This window comes from Proteiniphilum sp. UBA5463 (assembly GCF_002427225.1).
GTDB lineage: Bacteria > Bacteroidota > Bacteroidia > Bacteroidales > Dysgonomonadaceae > Proteiniphilum > Proteiniphilum propionicum.
On sequence record NZ_DIQL01000056.1, the window covers coordinates 243,714 to 262,202 of the forward strand.

Sequence of the window (18,489 nt, forward strand, 5' to 3'; positions counted from 1 at the left end):
TATGTTTTTATTTCTTCCTGATTTTAATTTTCCAAAAAAACGAATAAAGTAAGCACAAAACCGGAAGAGAAAGAAACATTTGATATTCAACCGGAATGGAAATAAACAAGAGGACGAACAACTAAAAGGGAAGTAATGAAAAAAGGGCTTCAACCGCGAGAGAAAAAAGGAGAAAATGATTATTGTTTCATAAGACGATTAAACATAATAGTAATTATAGGAAAAATTAAATATGAAGTTAAATGCTGAATTATGTATCATTACCCTGAATTCATACTTTTTTATTACTTTTGCACTTGAGATCAAATGATCGGCAATTTCAGCCATTAGAAAAGAAGAAAAAAGTTTTAATTTAATTTGCCCGTTATATATAACTTATCATTTGACGCCGGCATATGAAACATATAATTTATGACAATCAATCAACGATACAATCAGCGAGGTGTATCTGCATCGAAGGAAGATGTGCACAACGCCATAAAAAACATCGACAAGGGAATTTTCCCAAAAGCATTCTGTAAAATTATTCCCGATATCCTGGGCAACGACCCGCAATACTGCAATATCATGCATGCCGATGGTGCCGGAACAAAATCGTCACTTGCATATATTTACTGGCGTGAGACCGGTGATATTTCCGTATGGAAAGGAATAGCTCAGGATGCATTGATTATGAATGTGGACGATCTTCTTTGCGTAGGTGCTACCGATAACATCCTGGCCTCTTCGACCATTGGACGCAACAAAAATTTAATTCCCGGTGAAGTGATTTCAGCCATTATAAACGGGACCAATGAGCTATGCGAAGAGCTTTCCGGCATGGGGGTTCATATTTATCCCACAGGTGGTGAAACGGCCGATGTAGGCGATCTGGTGCGTACAATTATTGTAGACAGTACGGTTACCTGCCGCATGAAACGTTCCGATGTAATAGACAACAATAATATTCAGGCCGGTGATGTTATTGTTGGGCTGTCATCATCCGGGAAAGCTTCATATGAACAGGAATACAACGGAGGTATGGGAAGCAACGGGCTAACATCGGCCCGGCACGATGTTTTTGCCAACTATCTGGCACAAAAGTATCCTGAGAGCTATGATGCCTCTATCCCTGAAGATCTTATCTATTCTGGCAAGATGAAACTGACAGATCAGATTGAAGATCTGGGAATTGACGCCGGAAAACTGGTCCTATCCCCTACCCGCACCTATTCGCCAATTATATCATTGATAATCAAAGAGATAAACCCTAATATCCATGGAATGATCCACTGTTCAGGTGGTGCACAGACAAAAATCATGCATTTTCTGGGTGACAGGCTTAGAGTTGTAAAGAATAATCTTTTCACTGTCCCTCCCCTTTTCCGGCTTATTCAGAGTCAATCGGGAACCTGCTGGGAAGAGATGTATAAAGTATTTAACATGGGACATCGTATGGAGATTTATTTATCCGAAGCATATGCACAACAGGTAATCGACATCTCACGCTCGTTCAATGTGGATGCACAAATTGTAGGATATGTTGAAAAGTCGGATGTGAGGGAACTGATTATAGAAAGCGAATCAGGCCGCTTTATTTACTCATAATTTCATTTTCACATTTATACCGCCGATACATAAACATAACTAAATATCAGATCAAAAACAGGGCCTGTCAGATTTTTATAAAAATAAGATTGGATTTTTTATGTCTGAAAACTCATTACTCGATAAATTACAACATCTTGTAACCCGCTTCGAAGAGGTGGCTACACTCATTACCGATCCGTCAGTCATTGCCGAGATGGATCGTTATGTTAAGCTGAACAAAGAGTATAGCGACCTGCAAAAAATTATTGGTGTTAGAAATGAATATAAAGCAGCTTTGGACAGCGTGGCAGAAGCAAAAAAAATTCTCGAAAATGAATCTGATAGCGATTTGAGGCAATTGGCCAGCGATGAGCTATCAATCAATACGGAAAAATTGCCTCTGCTGGAAGAGAAAATTAAACTGTTGCTTATTCCTTCAAACCCCGAAGATGCCAAGAATGTAGTTATGGAGATTCGTGGTGGTACGGGCGGCGACGAAGCAGCTATATTTGCCGGCGATCTCTATAAGATGTACCTCAAATATTGCGAAAGCAAGGGGTGGACCACTGAGCTGGTTAGCTTTACGGAAGGTACAGCAGGAGGTTTTAAAGAGATTATATTTACTGTCAGTGGTACTGACGTATACGGAACATTAAAATATGAGTCGGGCGTACACAGGGTACAGCGTATACCTCAAACGGAGACGCAGGGCCGTGTTCATACTTCAGCTGCTACGGTAGCTGTGCTACCTGAAGCTGAAGAGTTCGATGTGGATCTAAATCCGGCCGATATCGATTTTCATACCGCCCGCTCCAGCGGTGCTGGCGGCCAAAATGTGAATAAAGTGGAGACTAAAGTGCAACTTACCCATAAGCCTACAGGTATTGTAGTGGTATGTCAACAGGCTCGTTCACAGCTTAAAAATCGGGAGATTGCCATGCAAATGCTTCGTACAAAGCTTTACGATATTGAACTTACAAAACGACAGGGCGATATAGCTTCGCGTCGTAAAACCATGGTTTCCACAGGAGACCGTTCCGCAAAAATACGTACTTACAATTATCCCCAGGGTCGCATAACAGATCACCGTATTAACTACACTGTGTACAATCTTTCTGCATTTATGGATGGTGATATTCAAGATGTTATCGATAAGCTGATGGTGAGCGAAAACGCAGAAAGAATGAAAGAGGCTGAAATGTAATATATTAATAGACGTTTCAAAAAAAAAAAATGAATAAACAACAGCTTTTTGAGCAGATAAAGAAAAAGCAATCTTTCCTTTGTGTGGGGTTGGATACAGATATCAAAAAGATTCCGGAACATGTGCTCGATTCGGAAGATCCCATATATGACTTCAATAAAGCAATTATTGATGCCACAGCGGCATATTGCGTTGCTTATAAGCCCAATCTTGCTTTCTATGAGAGCGAAGGTGTAAGTGGATGGCTTTCCTTCGAGAAAACAGTCGAATATATTAAACAGAGGTACCCGGAAATGTTTATTATTGCTGATGCCAAACGTGGAGACATTGGTAATACAAGCGAGATGTATGCCCGCTCATTTTTCGATAAAATAAAATTAGATGCGGTAACAGTGGCACCATACATGGGTGAAGACAGTGTAATCCCGTTTCTTTTGTATCCCGAACGGTGGGTCGTTCTACTGGCTCTTACCAGCAACAGGGGTTCACTAGATTTTCAGCTAACAAAAGATGAAAACGGGGAACGCTTGTTCGAGAAAGTTTTGCGTATTTCAAAACGATGGGCTACTGATGAACAGATGATGTATGTGGTGGGTGCCACTCAAGGAAAACTGTTTGAAGATGTCAGAAAAATTGTTCCAACACATTTCCTGCTGGTTCCCGGCATAGGCGCTCAGGGGGGATCACTTGAAGAGGTGTGCAGTTACGGCATGAACAGAACCTGTGGCTTGCTCGTGAACTCTTCACGGGGAATAATATATGCTGATAACGGTGAAGACTTTGCCCGTGCAGCAGGTGAAGAGGCAATGAAACTCCGGCAGCAGATGATGAAGATGCTGGAGAAATATTTGTAAGATCAGAAGACAAGGTAAGGCAGTGAAAAAACGAAAAATAATTAACGATCCCGTTTTCGGCTTTATAAATATACCGAACGATTTTGTATATGATATAATTCAACATCCTTATCTGCAGAGGCTGAACCGTATCCGTCAATTGGGACTTGCACCATTTGTTTATCCGGGAGCACAACATACACGCTTTCATCATTCAATAGGGGCTATGTTCCTTATGGACGAAGCACTTAAAACTCTGAAAGAGAAAGGGCATGAAATATCGCCCGATGAATATAACGGTGCATTGGCTGCAATCCTGATGCATGATATCGGGCATGGTCCATTTTCGCATGTACTGGAAAATACACTTGTCACCACTATTCATCATGAGGCCATCTCTTTACAGCTTATGCATCAGATGAACAGGCAATGGAGAGGAGAATTGCAGGTGGCAATCGATATTTTTACCGACAGCTACCCAAAACGCTTCCTTTACCAGTTGGTTAGCAGTCAATTAGATGTGGATAGGCTTGACTATCTTCGCCGCGACAGTTTTTTTACCGGTGTGGTTGAAGGTAATATTGGTTCGGCGCGTATAATAAAGATGCTTGATGTGAAGGATGATGAGCTTGTTGTTGAATCAAAGGGGATCTATTCCATTGAGAACTTCCTTATGTCACGTAGGCTCATGTACTGGCAGGTATATCTGCATAAAACGGCCGTGGCTGCAGAGAAAATGATGATTAACACGCTCAGGCGTGCCAAGGAGCTCTCTATGAACGGCGAACATCTTTTTGCCTCCCCTGCCCTCTCCTATTTTTTGTCAAATGAGACCACAATTGCCGATTTTGAAAATAACGGCGAAGCACTCCGCCAATTTGTCGACCTCGATGATAATGATATATGGTCGGCGCTGAAAGTGTGGACTTCACATCCTGACACTGTGCTATCGATATTAAGCGACGGAATGGTAAACCGGAGGCTCTTCAAGATTGAAATAACTGATGAAAAAGCAGGAGAAGAGAAAGTTGGCAATTATCTGAAATCATACATGAAAAAGTATGGCCTCACTCTTCACGAAGCTTCTTATTTCATCTCGTCAGACATCGTTACTACAGATATGTACAGCGAAAAAGACGATAGTATTGATATACTCTATAAAAACGGTATGGTGAAAGATATATCCGTGGCATCAGACATGCTGAATATTGAGCTGCTGTCGAAAAAAGTTGTAAAATACTATTTTGCCTACTTAAGATGCTGATTTGTATTTATTGTCATTGCTTGTGACTGCCCGATCATTTTTTGCTGTTGGGACAAAAAACCAGACAACAATGCTGCCGGTTACTCCAAGGGACAGAATCACCCACCTGAGCGCTCCTCCGCTTACCACAACAAAAGAGGAGAACGATACCATAATAGACATAAAGGCAATTACACCTAACTTTCCTTTGCGGGTTATCCCTTTCCTGCGCTGGTAATTTTTTATCCTTGGGCCCAATATTTTATTATCTATAAGCCGGTTGTATAGTTTCTCGGAACTTTTGGCATATAGGAAAGCCGCCAATAATGCCAGCGGAGTAACCGGGAGCCCTGGCACAACAATGCCCAGGGTAGCCAATACAAGGGAAAGAGTACCCCCCGCAATATACAGGCCACGTGTAATTCTGTTTTTTTTGATCTCCGAATTTACTTTTTTTTCAGACAAAGCTATAGAGATATCACGCGCTACCGGACGGTTATGTTCATTAAAACCATTTTCCATCAATAAACTTGTTTTTTCGTGTTAAAATCATGAATTTGCAAAGTTAATTAAATATTCATAATGCCCAAGCCTGTATTATTCAAACCTCTATGATTTTCAGGAATATAATTTTTTGCAGTCATTTTAATTTCTACTATCTTTGCGTAAATTGTTAAGGTTAGAATTGAAATCTACATAGAGCATATGGATCCCAAAATAGAGAAGATGAAAAAAATCCGGCTACTTTTCGTATGTCTTGGAAATATCTGCCGCTCACCTGCCGCCGAAGGCATCATGCGCAGGATTGTGGAAAAAAATGATCTTCAGGATATAATAGAGGTTGATTCTGCGGGTACATCTGGATGGCATGAAGAAGAGCTCCCCGATGAACGCATGCGTTCACATGGCGAGAAAAGGGGGTACGATTTCTGCAGTCGTGCACGGAAATTCAGAAAATCTGATCTCGATGATTTCGATTATATCATTGTAATGGATGATAGCAACTACAATAATGTGAAGTCGATGGCTTCAACCAGCGAACAGGTCAACAAAATTCACATGATGGCCAATTACTCTTTGCAGTACAGTTATTATGATCATATTCCGGATCCATATTACGGTGGGTCTTCAGGATTTGAACTGGTGCTGGATTTACTGGAGGATGCCTGTGAAGGGCTGCTCCAAGCCATAAAGAAAGATTGTTCATTGTTTTAAGCAATAAAAAAACAGCTGAAATTCAGCTGTTTTTTTATTGATCCGTACCTCTCTTTTTCTATTCTTTAACAGGCCATTTTCGCTTCAAACTTACTCCCCCTCTACAATCAATTCCGGTAACCTGCTTTATTATTATATCGGTACAGTTCGTGAAACAAATGTTGGTTAAACCACATAAAGGGAACTTATGGACTCGTTATTGCATACGCGAATAATGGAATTTGCAAACATATCTGCTACTGAAAGGATCTTTACTTTATCTGATTTACGGGGGTATGGGATACTGTCTGTAAATATTAATTCTTTAAGTTTCGACTTATCAATCCGCGAAGATGCCGGATCTGACATTACAGCATGGCTGGCAATAGCCCTCACGGAACTGGCACCGTTATCCATAATAAGATCGGCTGCTTTTGTAATGGTCCCCGCGGTATCTACAATATCATCTATAAGCAGGACATCCATTCCGCGCACATCACCAATAATCTGCATATCAGATATCTCATTGGCTTTCTTCCTGATCTTGTAACAAATCACCATTGGACAGCCGAGAAACTTTGAGTAAGCGCTGGCGCGTTTGGTACCGCCCACATCAGGTGTCGCAATAACCATATTTCTTAAGTCAAGCTGCTTTATATACTCCACGAATACACCTGAAGCGTATAGGTGATCTACAGGCACATTAAAAAATCCCTGGATCTGGTCAGCATGCAGATCCATTGTTATCAGACGGTTAATTCCCGCTGCTGCCAGCATATCGGCAATAAGCTTTGCGCCTATGCTTACACGTGGTTTGTCTTTTCTGTCCTGCCTTGCCCATCCAAAGTAAGGAATTACTGCCACAATGGATTTAGCTGATGCACGTTTTGCAGCGTCAATCATCAGCAGCAACTCCATGAGGTTATCAGAATTCGGAAAGGTAGATTGGATAAGAAATACCTGCTTGCCGCGAATTGATTCTTCGTATGAAACGGCAAACTCACCATCGGCAAAATGTTCAATTATCATGTTACCCAACGGGCAACCCAAACTGTTACAAACCTTCTCAGCGAAGTAACGTGATTTACTTCCCGAAAAGATTTTAAATGGTCTCTCCTGCATGTTTTATAATTTTCTAAGAACTAAATATATAGGTTTTATACAACTTTTATCTTCGGAAAAATGTGAAAGTTTCGACAAAATTACAAAAACTAACTTCAATAAAGAATAATTTAATCAAAAGAAATTCGGTATATTTCTCCAGAGTTATTTTCAAGTCTCATTTTTAAAGAGAAAACCGAAGAAAATGTTATTACTTCGCTCGCTTTGTTCAACAGGGGAGTGATTTTACCGTTTCCGGTGTTATCAATCCCAAAAAACGACAGTGCATGTGGTGGAATATTTACAGTGCACTCTTTCGGTTCATTATCAAAATTTGTTGCAATAAGGAGCAGATCTTTCCCGTCACCTCGTAAAAATGCGAATAACCGGGTAGAGTCGAATTCCAGATTGTCATAATTGTACGGCATCAGATCATAGAATAGGCCTTCGGAAAGGGCCGTTTCCTTATTACATATCCTTATGAGCCCGGTGTAGAAATCACGAAGCTCCTTTTCTTCCTTGCAGAGTTGTTCATCGTTCCACTTTCCGTTGTTGTTCCACCGTCGTATTGTATCCACCGACCAATAATCGAAAATAGTAGTACGTCCGTTTTTCCCGCTGAAACCCTCTTCATCCATTCCCCTTTCACCAAATTCTTGCCCTGCATGAATCATAACCGGGTTAGTATTTATTGTGCACGTAACAATCATTGCGGCTTTACCTTTTTCACCCTTTTTCAGGAAGTAATCGGAAGCAATTCGTTGTTCATCATGATTTTCCATGAAGTTAAGCATCTTATGCTGGATATCACCCACATTGTTTAATGCAAATGTTATATCTGATGAGGGCCTGTAACCGCATGCAACGTCACGCAATACGTCGTATAAACCTACTTTGTCGTACAGGTAATCGAAAATGTTGTTGCCCAGAAAACCTCGGTATGCTGAAGGATTATAAATCTCGGCAAGAAAGATAATTTCTTTGAATTTTGCTTTAACCTGTGGAATAAGCCACTGCCAAAACTCCAGTGGTACCATCTCTGCCATATCGCAACGGAAGCCGTCAACCTTCTTTTTTGCCCAAAACATAAATATGTCTCTCATCTTAATCCATGTATCCGGAACAGGATTAAAATGAGAAGTACCTCCTCCAGGGTAGTCTATACCGTAATTTAGTTTTACCGTATCGTACCAGTCGTAATGAGTAGGTTTACTGTTGAAACAGTCGTTGCCAGTCGCTTTAGCAGGATACTCAAGGTATTCACACTCTGCCTTTTTTACGTGCGAAAGCTGTATCTCCAGCAATTGCCCGGGAATATAATAAAAATTGTTTTTCGAAGAGAATGCAATGGATGTATTGTCATCCTGCCCGAAATCTCTTACATTATCCGGTTTGCTGACAGACCGGTAGTTCCTTGCCACATGATTGGGAACATTGTCGATAATTACCTTTAGTCCTGCTTTGTGAGTGCGTTTAATAAGGTTTTCAAACTCATCCATTCTGTTGTGAATGTCAACCGCCAGATCTGGATCTACATCGTAGTAGTCACGAACAGCATATGGCGATCCTGCTTTTCCCTTAATGATCCCCGGGTACTCTTCAGGAATGCCGAAAGCTGTATAATCGGTAACTGATGCATGTGCCAGCACACCAATATACCACACATGCGTATATCCGTTCTCCCCGATCTGCCTTAACACCTTGTCCGTGATATCATTGAATTTTCCGCATCCGTTCTCTTCAATTGATCCGTTGTGTTTGTTTTCGGAAAAACTGTTTCCGAAAAGCCTTGGTAGTAATTGATAAATAAACAGTTTATTATTTTGCATACAAATGGTTAATATTTACGATATGATATATCAAACGGAACAGATTTTATTTCTCAGCGTTTGTTTTCAGATACTCTGTTTTTGCTTTATGGTTTAATTACAGTCTGCAATCTTGTAACTGAGCAAAACTCTATTATTTATGTCAGCTTCATAAATCTTGTTTATTAGGGGAGTTATCACGCTTTGCCAGTCTTAAGCGTTTAATCTGGGCCCGTACCTTTTCGGTCAGTTCATAATGCCTATGGCACTTTTTAACAACCTGCCACGACTCTTTTTCGCTCATCTTCATAGCGGCAAAATTATATCCATGCTCAATTATGGTTTTCTGATTATGAAGGTCGAACATGGAGAATTTTTCAAGTCCTTTTGTCTCAATGAGTATATCACAGTAGGTTTTATCGAAAACGGTATTGGAGTTTGACATCAAATTGAATGTTCGTTCCAGCATAGTGCGGATGTTGTTTTTTCCGGCCGGAGGAATCATTAATGACACATTCACACCTATAACATATTTACATTTTTTTCGGATGACAGAGACAGGGAAATTTTTTAGCAATCCTCCATCTACATAAGAAACATCGTTAATTATCTGAGGATGAAAGATAACTGGAATGGAACAGGAAGCCACCACTGCGTCTATCAGATTATCTCCGTTTGAGAAAGTAACCGTACAGGCCCTGTCCCAGTCTGTAGCTACAACATAGAACGGCATCTGTAACTCTTCAAATCGTTTGGCCCTGAGATTTTTTTTAAGGAAGTTGTGCAAACCGGTACTTTTAAAAAAACCAGTCTTGGGTAAAGTGAATTCGACAAACTCCCTGAACTCTTTCTTTTTAAAAAGTTCGGATATCTCTTCGGGATGAAAGCCATCGGCATAAAAAACACCTGCGAGAGCTCCTGCACTTGTACCTGAAATTACATCTGGCTTTAATCCGCATTTTTCAAGTACCTGCAACGCCCCCAGGTGGGCGAAACCCTTGGCTCCTCCTCCACTAAGCGCATAGCCTAAAAAATAATCATAGCTTTTTCCGAAGATTGCCATAATCAAATCTTCTTATATTATTATACTTTACAAATATGCTAATTTTTTTTTGATTTATCAATGAGTCCTCTCCGAAAACCTCAAAACCCAATTTTGTCTGTTTGTAACTTATTGAAAATCAATGTTTATCTTGTGAAATTTTCAAGAAAAAAGACTTATCGGAGGAGACTCATCTATTAACACTGTAACCATTAAAAAACTATTTTCTAGAGAATATCAGACTAAAGGAGTTTCAAATCATTTTTCAGCTGTTGTATTGTTTTTCCCAATACCGGATGGATTACTTCTGGGGCTATTTCACATAGCGGTTCGAGAACGAAGCTGCGTGTATGAAACCTTGGGTGAGGAACTACCAGGCCGGGAGTATTAATAACCAAATCTCCTGCAAGAATCAGGTCTATATCAATCAAACGGTCGACATATCTGCAATTACTGCTTTTTGCAGTTCTACCTATTTCTATTTCAATCTCCCGTGTTATTGAGAATACACTATCAATCTCTAAAGATGTTGCCACTTCGCATACACAGTTGATGAAATTGTTCTCCGACTGAAAATCAACTGGTGTTGTAATATAAAGAGCGGAGAAGGAACATATTCTTCCAATCCGCTCTTCAATTTTTTGATAAGCATCCTCAATATTTTTTTGTTTATCACCAAGGTTTGAGCCTAGGGCTAAAAAAAGAGAGTATTCCATACCTGCTCCAACTATTGCAATATGTATAGTTAATCTATTATCAGCATGGCATCACCATATGCGCCAAATTGATATTTTTCTTCAATTGCCACCTCATATGCTTCCATTATTTTTTCGTAGCCTCCAAATGCGCAAGCCATCATTAGCAGCGTGGAGTATGGCAGGTGAAAGTTGGTGATAAGGCTGTTTGTTAGTGTGAAGTCGTAAGGAGGAAAAATAAACTTATTTGTCCAACCGCTCCTTGGCTTCAAATGCCCGTCGGTGCTTACAGTGGTTTCCACAGCGCGTAGTACAGATGTGCCTACTGCACAAATGCTTCTCTCTTCATCCTTTGCCTTGTTTACTCTACTGCACAACTCTTCTGAAATGATCATCTGTTCCGATTCCATCTTATGTTTAGTGAGGTCCTCCACATCAATCATGCGATATGCCCCCAGACCGTTATGTAGAGTGAGGAAACCGAACTCAATATCCTTTATCTCCATCCTCTTCATCAGCTCGCGACTGAAATGCAGCCCGGCTGCAGGAGCAACAACAGCCCCCTCGTTTCTGGCAAATATGTTCTGGTACCTTTCCATATCTTCGGGAACAGCATTTCGCTCCAGATATTCAGGTATTGGTGTTTCCCCAATTGCAAACAGCTGGCATTTAAACTCATCGTATGGCCCGTCATAAAGAAATCGCAGTGTGCGTCCACGCGATGTTGTATTATCAATCACCTCAGCAACAAGCTCTTCGTTTTCTCCAAAATAGAGTTTGTTTCCGATTCTTATTTTTCGTGCCGGATTTACCAGCACATCCCACAAGTGCTGATCGGGATTAAGTTCTCTCAATAAAAAAACCTCAATCTTTGCACCTGTTTTTTCTTTGTTACCAAACAGTCTTGCAGGAAAAACCTTAGTGTCGTTAAAGATAAAAAAATCTTTTTCATTAAAATAGTCAAGAACATCTTTGAAAACTACATGCTCCAGTTTATCCGATTTTCTGTGTACTACCATCAGCCGGGCTTCATCGCGATGAAAAGAAGGGTATTTCGCAATGAGTTCTTCCGGCAAATTAAATTTGAATTGCGAAAGTTTCATAAGTTAAATAAATCCTGTATCAATTATATTTTATAGTCAATCTAAATATCATCTTATTGCTGGACATTCTCGTCTATAAAATGGTCCAATTCGTCCATTTTCAAACATTTATCCAACGTAATCTCTCCTACCCTCGTGCGTACAAGCCCTGTAAGGTGAGCACCTGAGTTCAAAGCTTCTCCAATATCTCTGGCCAGTGCCCTGATATAAGTACCCTTGCTGCAGACTACACGGATAGTGATGTACGGCATATTGTAAAAAATCAATGCGATACTATCTATAACCAATAATTTGGGTTTTAGTTCAATATTTTCATTTTTTCTGGCAAATTCGTAAGCCCTTTTACCATCAACCTTAACAGCCGAAAACAGAGGTGGTACCTGTTCTATAGATCCTGTGAAACGAAGAAGAGTTTTCTCCACCATTTCCTTTGTTATATGCTGTGTAGGGTATTCTGCATCTATTTCCGTCTCAAGATCGAACGACGGTGTAGTTGCTCCAAGACGGATATCTGCAATATACTCTTTTGTCTGTGACTGCAGCTCCTCTATAAGTTTGGTTTTTTTACCAGTACAGATTGTCATTACACCGGTCGCCAATGGATCGAGTGTGCCTGCATGACCAACCTTCAATTTTTTTATCTTCAGCTTTTGACACAGCTTTGCACGAACAACACGAACAACCCTGAATGATGTCCAGTGAAGAGGTTTATCGATATGTAAAATTTCACCTTCGATAAAATCCATATTGCTACACCATACTTAAGCTTACACCTGAAAAAATTAGCACCAGCAAAATACCACCGACAATTATTCGATATACGCCAAATGCCTTGAATCCGTATCTGGTGAGGAAATTAATAAAGAATTTTATGGCAAAAATTGCTACAATGAATGCAACCATGCTGCCGATTGTCAGCAACAGCATGTTTTCTTTCAGCATTTCGGCACTGATAGGGTCTTTCATCAGCTGGTACAGTTTGTAACCCGATGCTGCCGCCATAGTTGGTACAGCCAGAAAAAAAGAAAATTCAGCAGCGTTTTTCCGGGAAAGCTTTGTTGTCATACCTCCTACAATGGTTGCCATTGAACGTGATACGCCGGGTATCATGGCAATACATTGATAAAGACCTATCTTCAATGCCCTCTTCCATCCCATCTCCTGGTCTTCTGACGGTTTGTCAAACCATTTATCCACGTAAAGCATGAGGATCCCTCCCAGTACAAGCATCGCAGCCACAACTGTCACATTCTCCAGCAAAGCATCTATCCGGTCACTAAGAAGCAACCCTATAACACCAGCAGGAATAACAGCAATGAACAATTTCCAGTAGAAATCGAATTTATAAACGAACTGAGTGAGCCGGTTCAATACTTTTTTTCCTGCCTTCGCTCCGGCAACATCCTCTTTTTGGGATATATGAACAGGCCTGAGGCGAAAAAAACGTTTATGGTAGAGGAGCACTACCGACAATATAGCACCAAACTGAATAATTACAGTAAAGGCTTTCACAAAAGGGGTAATTTCCATTCCCAGCAACGCCTGGGTTATAATCATATGACCGGTAGATGACACAGGCAGAAATTCAGTTAGCCCTTCCACTACAGCAATAATGAGCGCTTCTAAAATACTCATGAAGATGATGTTTTTGTACGATGTTCCAAGTGATTATTTTTCTTTTTCACTTTTATACTCTTTCGTAGGATACAAAATACCTACTATCATCAGTACAAATCCGGCAAGACATACAACGGGAGCAAGTTTAATGCGCCTTGCACTGAAAATTTCGGATTCGAAACCGTTTTCGAAAGATGTTGATGGGCCGGTCATCAATACAAATCCGATAATAATAAGCAAAACAGCAATGCCGCATATGATCAGGTTTTTTTTACTTAGAGCTACGTTTTTATTAGACATATTATATTTTAAAATTTATACATAATAAAGCTTGTCAGAACTCATTTTCACATATCGGTTTACAGCAAAAGCGGTAGCTACGGTGGAAATAATCACACCCAGTATTATCACAATGACGAAAATTACAGACAAACCGGAAAAAGGTACAACAGATTGAATCTCAGCGTACTCTTTACCGAAGTAGGTTATCAGCGATAAAATGATTAGGTCCGCAATAATTCCGGCAATCAAACCGGTGAAAATATTACTTATTACGAATGGTTTTCTTATAAAACCGCCTGTGGCACCTACCAGTTTCATTGTATTGATAAGAAATCGTTTTGAATAGACACTTAGCCTGATTGTATTCCGAATAAGTGTGAATGATATGAAAAGGAGCACAGCTGCCAGAATGAGCAACACAGTCATAACCCTGGCAAGATTGTTGTTGATAAGATCTATCGCCTCCTGCTGATAAAGCAGATCAGTTATATTGGTATTTTGCCTGACCAACTTGTTTATAACGGCAATACTGTCGCTATTGGCATATTCCGAATGGAGAAAAATCTCAATGCAGTCTTGTGCAGGATTGTACCCTAGTAACTCTTCGGGGTCTTCGCCCAGATCTTTAATAAGCTGTTCTTTTGCTTCTTGCTTGCTAATAAAACGCGATGATTTTACAAATGGTTGTCCATCGAGGTTTTTCCTGATAGCGCTTATTTGTGAATCTGTTACATTGGAAGAGAGCATTACGCTAAAACTCATATTCTCTTTCAGGAATTTCGACATCTCATTCCCCATGAACAGAATTAAAATAGTAATACCCAACAACACCAAAACCAGCGAAATACTGATTGTTGATGTTATTTTTGCATTCAGGAATCTTGCCGTGGATACTTTTTTTTTGTTAGACATAGGTGATTGCAATAACGAGAGGCGAAAATTCAACAAAAGAGCCCATTTCCAAATAAACTGCAAAGTAATAAAATTAATTGCATAAAACAGGATAGAATGGAAAATATTAAGGGAAATAAACTTAATTTTTCATTTATCAAACTTCTTTGTTACAGCAATCTTTTGTTTTTGTTTACTCCTTATAATCGATGCTGCAACAGATATCAATATCAAAAAAAGGATAATGAGAAGCGACATAGCAGTTGGAATATAAAATTCCGTGCCATTGGCATCAGAATAGTGGTTGATAATCATCTTGCTGCCTATAAAAACAAGGATGGCACTGAGCGCATACTTCAGGTAAATGAAATAGTCCATTACTCCTCTTAGAGCAAAATATAGTGAGCGAAGGCCCAGAATAGCGAAAATATTGGATGTATAAACGATAAACATATTGGTAGAGACTGCCAGCACTGCCGGAATTGAATCTATCGCAAATACCAGATCGGTCATCTCAATTACAAGAAGCGCAAGAAAAAAAGGTGTTGCAACCATTTTATGATCAATCTTTGTGAAAAATTTTGGTTCTGACATGTCGTCAGTCACGGGGAAAATTCTGCGGATAAATTTCACAAATGAACTTTTATTCAGATCCTTCTCTTTTTCCTTTTTTATTCCTGCCTTTTCTCTGAGGTGGTCTGTAATCATCTTTATTCCTGTTATAACCAGAAATCCGCCGAACAGATACATAATCCATGCAAACCTTTCAATAAGCGTGATACCGGCAAAGATAAATATCGCCCTGAAAATGAGAGCTCCAATGATTCCCCAGAAAAGTACATCATGCTGATACCTGAAATCGATCTTAAACGAGGTGAATATGAGAATAAAAACAAAAAGATTGTCAATACTCAGCGACTTTTCAATCAGATATGCAGTAAGGAACTCCAAGGCAGGTTCTTTACCGAAGATAAACAGGACTCCAACATTAAAAATAAGTGCAAAACCAATCCAGAAAAGACTTAACCATAATGCTTTTTTTATATTTACGACTTCTCCTTTTTTGTGAAAAACAAACATGTCAAGGGAAAGAAGGGTAATGATCAGGATGATAAACCCAACCCAAAATTTTGAACTAACTTCCATCTAATAAACAATTTAAATAATATAATAACCTAAAAAAACTTTCGTACTTGTACTTGTACTTGCTATATGCAATAGCTATATGTAACGGTAGTGCAGTGGTATATAATACATTTACTGCTCCTGCTGACCTTTTTTATGATCAATGTTAATCGGCTTCAAATTGAGTTCGCTGGCCTTTTCCATCATAAAAAGGAAGGCTGCTTCATGTTCATTGGGTATTACACCATCGAGGATAGCCTCTTTTATAGCCGATTTCAGCAATCCCACCTCACGTCCCGGCGGAAGTCCGAACACCTCCATTATCTCTTTGCCATCAACAGGAGGCTGGAAGTTGCGTACCCTGTCTTTCTCCTCTATCTCCTGAAGCTTTCTCCTTACAATTTTGAAGTTGTTCAGGAACCGCCTTACCTTTTCAGGGTTCTTTGAAGTTATATCAGCCTCGCACAGCATCATCAAATCATCAATGTCGTTACCCGCATCGAAAAGGAGCCGGCGAACCGCCGAGTCGGTAACCTCTTCCTCTACCAGCTGCATGGGTCGCATATGAAGTGAAACCATCTTCTGCGTATATTTCATCTTCTCATTTTGCGGAAGTTTCATTCTCCGGAAGATTTTAGGGATCATTTTTTCACCAAAATAGTTATGGTTGTAGAATGTCCATCCCAATTTCGGATCCCATCGTTTGGTAGCCGGTTTGGCTATGTCGTGAAGTAATGCCGACCATCGCAGCCAAAGATTATCGGTATTCTTTGCAATATTGTCAAGGACAACAAGTGTATGATAGAAATTATCTTTATGCCCTACCCCATCCTTGGTTTCCGCTCCTTTCAGCTCTGTTAGTTCAGGAAAGATGATATCCAGCAATCCTGTTTTATCCAGTAAAATAAATCCGACAGAAGGTTTGGGTGACAATATAATTTTATTGAGCTCATCAGCCACCCTTTCCATCGATACTATAAGAATACGCTCCCTGTTTCGGATTATGGCATCGAACGTATCGGGAAAAATATCAAATCCAAGTTGTGATGCAAAACGAATGGCACGCATCATACGCAACGGATCGTCACTGAAGGTGATGTCAGGATCAAGAGGTGTCTTTATAATCAGATTATCCAGATCACTAAGGCCGTCGAACGGGTCAACCAACTTCCCATACTGCTCTTTATTAAGGCAGAAAGCCATGGCGTTAATGGTAAAATCGCGCCGCTTCTGGTCGTCCTCAAGAGTGCCTTCTTCCACAATCGGCTTTCGGGAATCGTGGCTGTACGACTCTTTCCTGGCACCTACAAACTCAATTTCGTACCCTTTATGCTTTATCTGTGCTGTACCGAAGTTTTTAAAAACAGTAATTTTTGTATTTTTCCCCAGTTTTTTAGCTACCAATTGAGCCAGTTCAATTCCTTTTCCCACTGCCACAATATCTATATCGTTCGATGGGCGGAAGAGAAAAAAATCTCGTACGTATCCTCCGATTAAATAGCACTCCAGCTCCATTTCATCTGCAGCACTTGAAATAATCCTAAAAATTTTTTTATCTAAATATGACAGTATCTCCTCATGAGATATATCCATAACCTTTTGGTTTTTAAACTTTACGGCCTAGAATAACTATTGTGTAATTTATTTTCCATCAGCCAATTATCTGTTACAAATTACAAAATTACAATAATTGTACTTCAAAACAGCTTTTTATGATGAATATATTTAGTAAATTTGCAAGATATAAGTCGATAACGGGGTTATAATCGTACATTCAATATATTATTAATGATGCGTTTTAATTTTAGAACCCATATTTTATTGTTTATCAATGTTCTCTTAATCTCCTGTTCCGGAGGCAACGGTGCAAAAAAATATCTTTCAGATGCAGCTATCGCATATCAAGAGGGGAACTATTCACTGGCTAAGTTGAAGATAGACAGCATAAAAATACTCTATCCTAAATCTTTTGATGAGATTAATGCCGGTTTTTCTCTTATGCAACAAATACGAATGTCCGAGAACATAAGAAATATTGTATTTTGTGATTCAATGCTTCGTGAAAGCTATGACTCGCTCAATGAGATGCTCACAAAATTTGATTATGTGAGAGACGGCCGCTACCAGGAGTTTGGAGAGTATTATCCCAAGTCCTATCCCTATCATAGCTCCTTAAACAGGAACGGGCTTCGTTCGGGAGTGCGGGAAAAGGGCGTCTTTTTTATAGAGAGCATAGTTTTGGGCAGTGGAATAAAACATAATAAAATAAGAGTCACCTCACGCGATGGCAGTTTTGCAGAAACTCTTGCTGTGACCTCTGATGGGCTGAATTATCGATTTAACACAATTGACAGGAACTATGAGATAGTTCGATATAGCGGAACAGACGAAAATGGAGTGGCACAGTTTATTTATACTTTTCAAGATGAGCCATTGACAGTGCATATTATAGGCAATCGCACCATCAACGTTACACTCAGTAATGCTTCAAAAAAAGGGATTTCCCAATCCTTTGAGCTTTCCAGACTTTTGCTAAACATTGAGCAGCTCAAGCTGGAGAAGGAAAAAAGCGAAGCGTTGATAAAATATCTGGAAAGCAGGAAACAGTAAAATAAAATATTCCGGCTTTGAGTATGCGCGATCATTGTCCGGATATATTCAACAAAGCACATAAAAATACTAAAACTAAAGATCTAAATAATTCAATTATTATTTAGTTACATTACAAAAAAATATAAACATAGAGTCTGGCTCCTGATATATTGAATCAAATTCATTATAT

Annotated in this window: 18 protein-coding genes; 6 read left to right on the forward strand and 12 right to left on the reverse strand. The window is 39.7% G+C overall.

Annotated elements, in window-relative coordinates:
* Window positions 1-411 precede the first annotated feature (411 nt).
* The 4 genes from B3B27_RS10670 (at window position 412) to B3B27_RS10685 (ending at window position 4,870) form a co-directional block, all read left to right on the forward strand.
* A complete protein-coding gene (locus B3B27_RS10670) occupies window positions 412-1,587 on the forward strand; it encodes an AIR synthase related protein (RefSeq protein WP_238866679.1) in 1,176 nt (391 codons plus the stop codon).
* 100 nt (window positions 1,588-1,687) lie between these two features.
* Window positions 1,688-2,773, forward strand: coding sequence for a peptide chain release factor 1 (gene prfA / locus B3B27_RS10675; protein ID WP_238866677.1), 1,086 nt, complete (start codon window positions 1,688-1,690; stop codon window positions 2,771-2,773).
* A gap of 29 nt (window positions 2,774-2,802) precedes the next feature.
* Window positions 2,803-3,627, forward strand: a complete 825-nt coding sequence (gene pyrF, locus B3B27_RS10680; protein WP_238866675.1) for an orotidine-5'-phosphate decarboxylase — start codon at window positions 2,803-2,805, stop codon at window positions 3,625-3,627.
* A 22-nt stretch (window positions 3,628-3,649) separates the two neighbouring features.
* Entirely contained in the window at window positions 3,650-4,870 is a 1,221-nt protein-coding gene (locus tag B3B27_RS10685; RefSeq protein WP_238866673.1) for an HD domain-containing protein, read from the forward strand.
* Here B3B27_RS10685 and B3B27_RS10690 read toward each other — a convergent pair.
* Window positions 4,859-5,371, reverse strand: coding sequence for a YbaN family protein (locus B3B27_RS10690; RefSeq protein ID WP_238866672.1), 513 nt, complete (start codon window positions 5,369-5,371; stop codon window positions 4,859-4,861). The two genes, B3B27_RS10685 and B3B27_RS10690, sit on opposite strands and share 12 nt — an antisense overlap.
* Window positions 5,372-5,554: 183 nt before the next feature.
* Here B3B27_RS10690 and B3B27_RS10695 point away from each other — a divergent pair, with 183 nt between their 5' ends.
* Entirely contained in the window at window positions 5,555-6,064 is a 510-nt protein-coding gene (locus B3B27_RS10695; RefSeq protein ID WP_238866670.1) for a low molecular weight protein-tyrosine-phosphatase, read from the forward strand.
* Window positions 6,065-6,229: 165 nt separating this feature from the next.
* Here the strand turns inward: B3B27_RS10695 and B3B27_RS10700 are convergent, their stop codons facing one another.
* The 11 genes from B3B27_RS10700 to B3B27_RS10750 all read right to left on the reverse strand — a co-directional run bounded on the left by B3B27_RS10700 (window position 6,230) and on the right by B3B27_RS10750 (window position 17,300).
* Complete coding sequence (locus B3B27_RS10700) at window positions 6,230-7,165, reverse strand: ribose-phosphate pyrophosphokinase (RefSeq protein WP_238866667.1); 936 nt, start codon at window positions 7,163-7,165, stop codon at window positions 6,230-6,232.
* Window positions 7,166-7,275: 110 nt separating this feature from the next.
* Window positions 7,276-8,973, reverse strand: coding sequence for an alpha-amylase family protein (locus B3B27_RS10705; RefSeq protein ID WP_286833318.1), 1,698 nt, complete (start codon window positions 8,971-8,973; stop codon window positions 7,276-7,278).
* 148 nt (window positions 8,974-9,121) lie between these two features.
* Window positions 9,122-10,015 (reverse strand): patatin-like phospholipase family protein, encoded by an 894-nt coding sequence (locus B3B27_RS10710; protein ID WP_238866664.1) that lies wholly within the window; start codon window positions 10,013-10,015, stop codon window positions 9,122-9,124.
* A gap of 221 nt (window positions 10,016-10,236) precedes the next feature.
* A complete protein-coding gene (gene folK, locus B3B27_RS10715; protein ID WP_238866662.1) occupies window positions 10,237-10,710 on the reverse strand; it encodes a 2-amino-4-hydroxy-6-hydroxymethyldihydropteridine diphosphokinase in 474 nt (157 codons plus the stop codon).
* A 29-nt stretch (window positions 10,711-10,739) separates the two neighbouring features.
* On the reverse strand, window positions 10,740-11,792 hold the full coding sequence (gene queA / locus B3B27_RS10720; protein WP_238866660.1) for a tRNA preQ1(34) S-adenosylmethionine ribosyltransferase-isomerase QueA: 1,053 nt from the start codon (window positions 11,790-11,792) through the stop codon (window positions 10,740-10,742).
* 53 nt (window positions 11,793-11,845) lie between these two features.
* The gene (gene truB, locus B3B27_RS10725) at window positions 11,846-12,538 is read right to left on the reverse strand and encodes a tRNA pseudouridine(55) synthase TruB (RefSeq protein ID WP_238866658.1); all 693 of its coding nucleotides are present in this window, start codon (window positions 12,536-12,538) and stop codon (window positions 11,846-11,848) included.
* A 4-nt stretch (window positions 12,539-12,542) separates the two neighbouring features.
* A complete protein-coding gene (locus tag B3B27_RS10730) occupies window positions 12,543-13,427 on the reverse strand; it encodes an undecaprenyl-diphosphate phosphatase (RefSeq protein ID WP_238866656.1) in 885 nt (294 codons plus the stop codon).
* Between the two features lie 33 nt (window positions 13,428-13,460).
* Window positions 13,461-13,709, reverse strand: a complete 249-nt coding sequence (locus tag B3B27_RS10735) for a DUF3098 domain-containing protein (RefSeq protein WP_238866655.1) — start codon at window positions 13,707-13,709, stop codon at window positions 13,461-13,463.
* Window positions 13,710-13,724: 15 nt separating this feature from the next.
* Window positions 13,725-14,603, reverse strand: coding sequence for a cell division protein FtsX (locus B3B27_RS10740; RefSeq protein WP_238866654.1), 879 nt, complete (start codon window positions 14,601-14,603; stop codon window positions 13,725-13,727).
* Between the two features lie 129 nt (window positions 14,604-14,732).
* Window positions 14,733-15,728: a TerC family protein gene (locus tag B3B27_RS10745; protein WP_238866653.1), complete on the reverse strand. Its 996-nt coding sequence runs from the start codon at window positions 15,726-15,728 to the stop codon at window positions 14,733-14,735.
* Between the two features lie 111 nt (window positions 15,729-15,839).
* Window positions 15,840-17,300, reverse strand: coding sequence for a CCA tRNA nucleotidyltransferase (locus tag B3B27_RS10750; protein ID WP_238866652.1), 1,461 nt, complete (start codon window positions 17,298-17,300; stop codon window positions 15,840-15,842).
* Between the two features lie 195 nt (window positions 17,301-17,495).
* Between B3B27_RS10750 and B3B27_RS10755 the strand changes: the two genes are divergently transcribed.
* Entirely contained in the window at window positions 17,496-18,317 is an 822-nt protein-coding gene (locus B3B27_RS10755) for a hypothetical protein (protein WP_286847410.1), read from the forward strand.
* Window positions 18,318-18,489 lie beyond the last annotated feature (172 nt).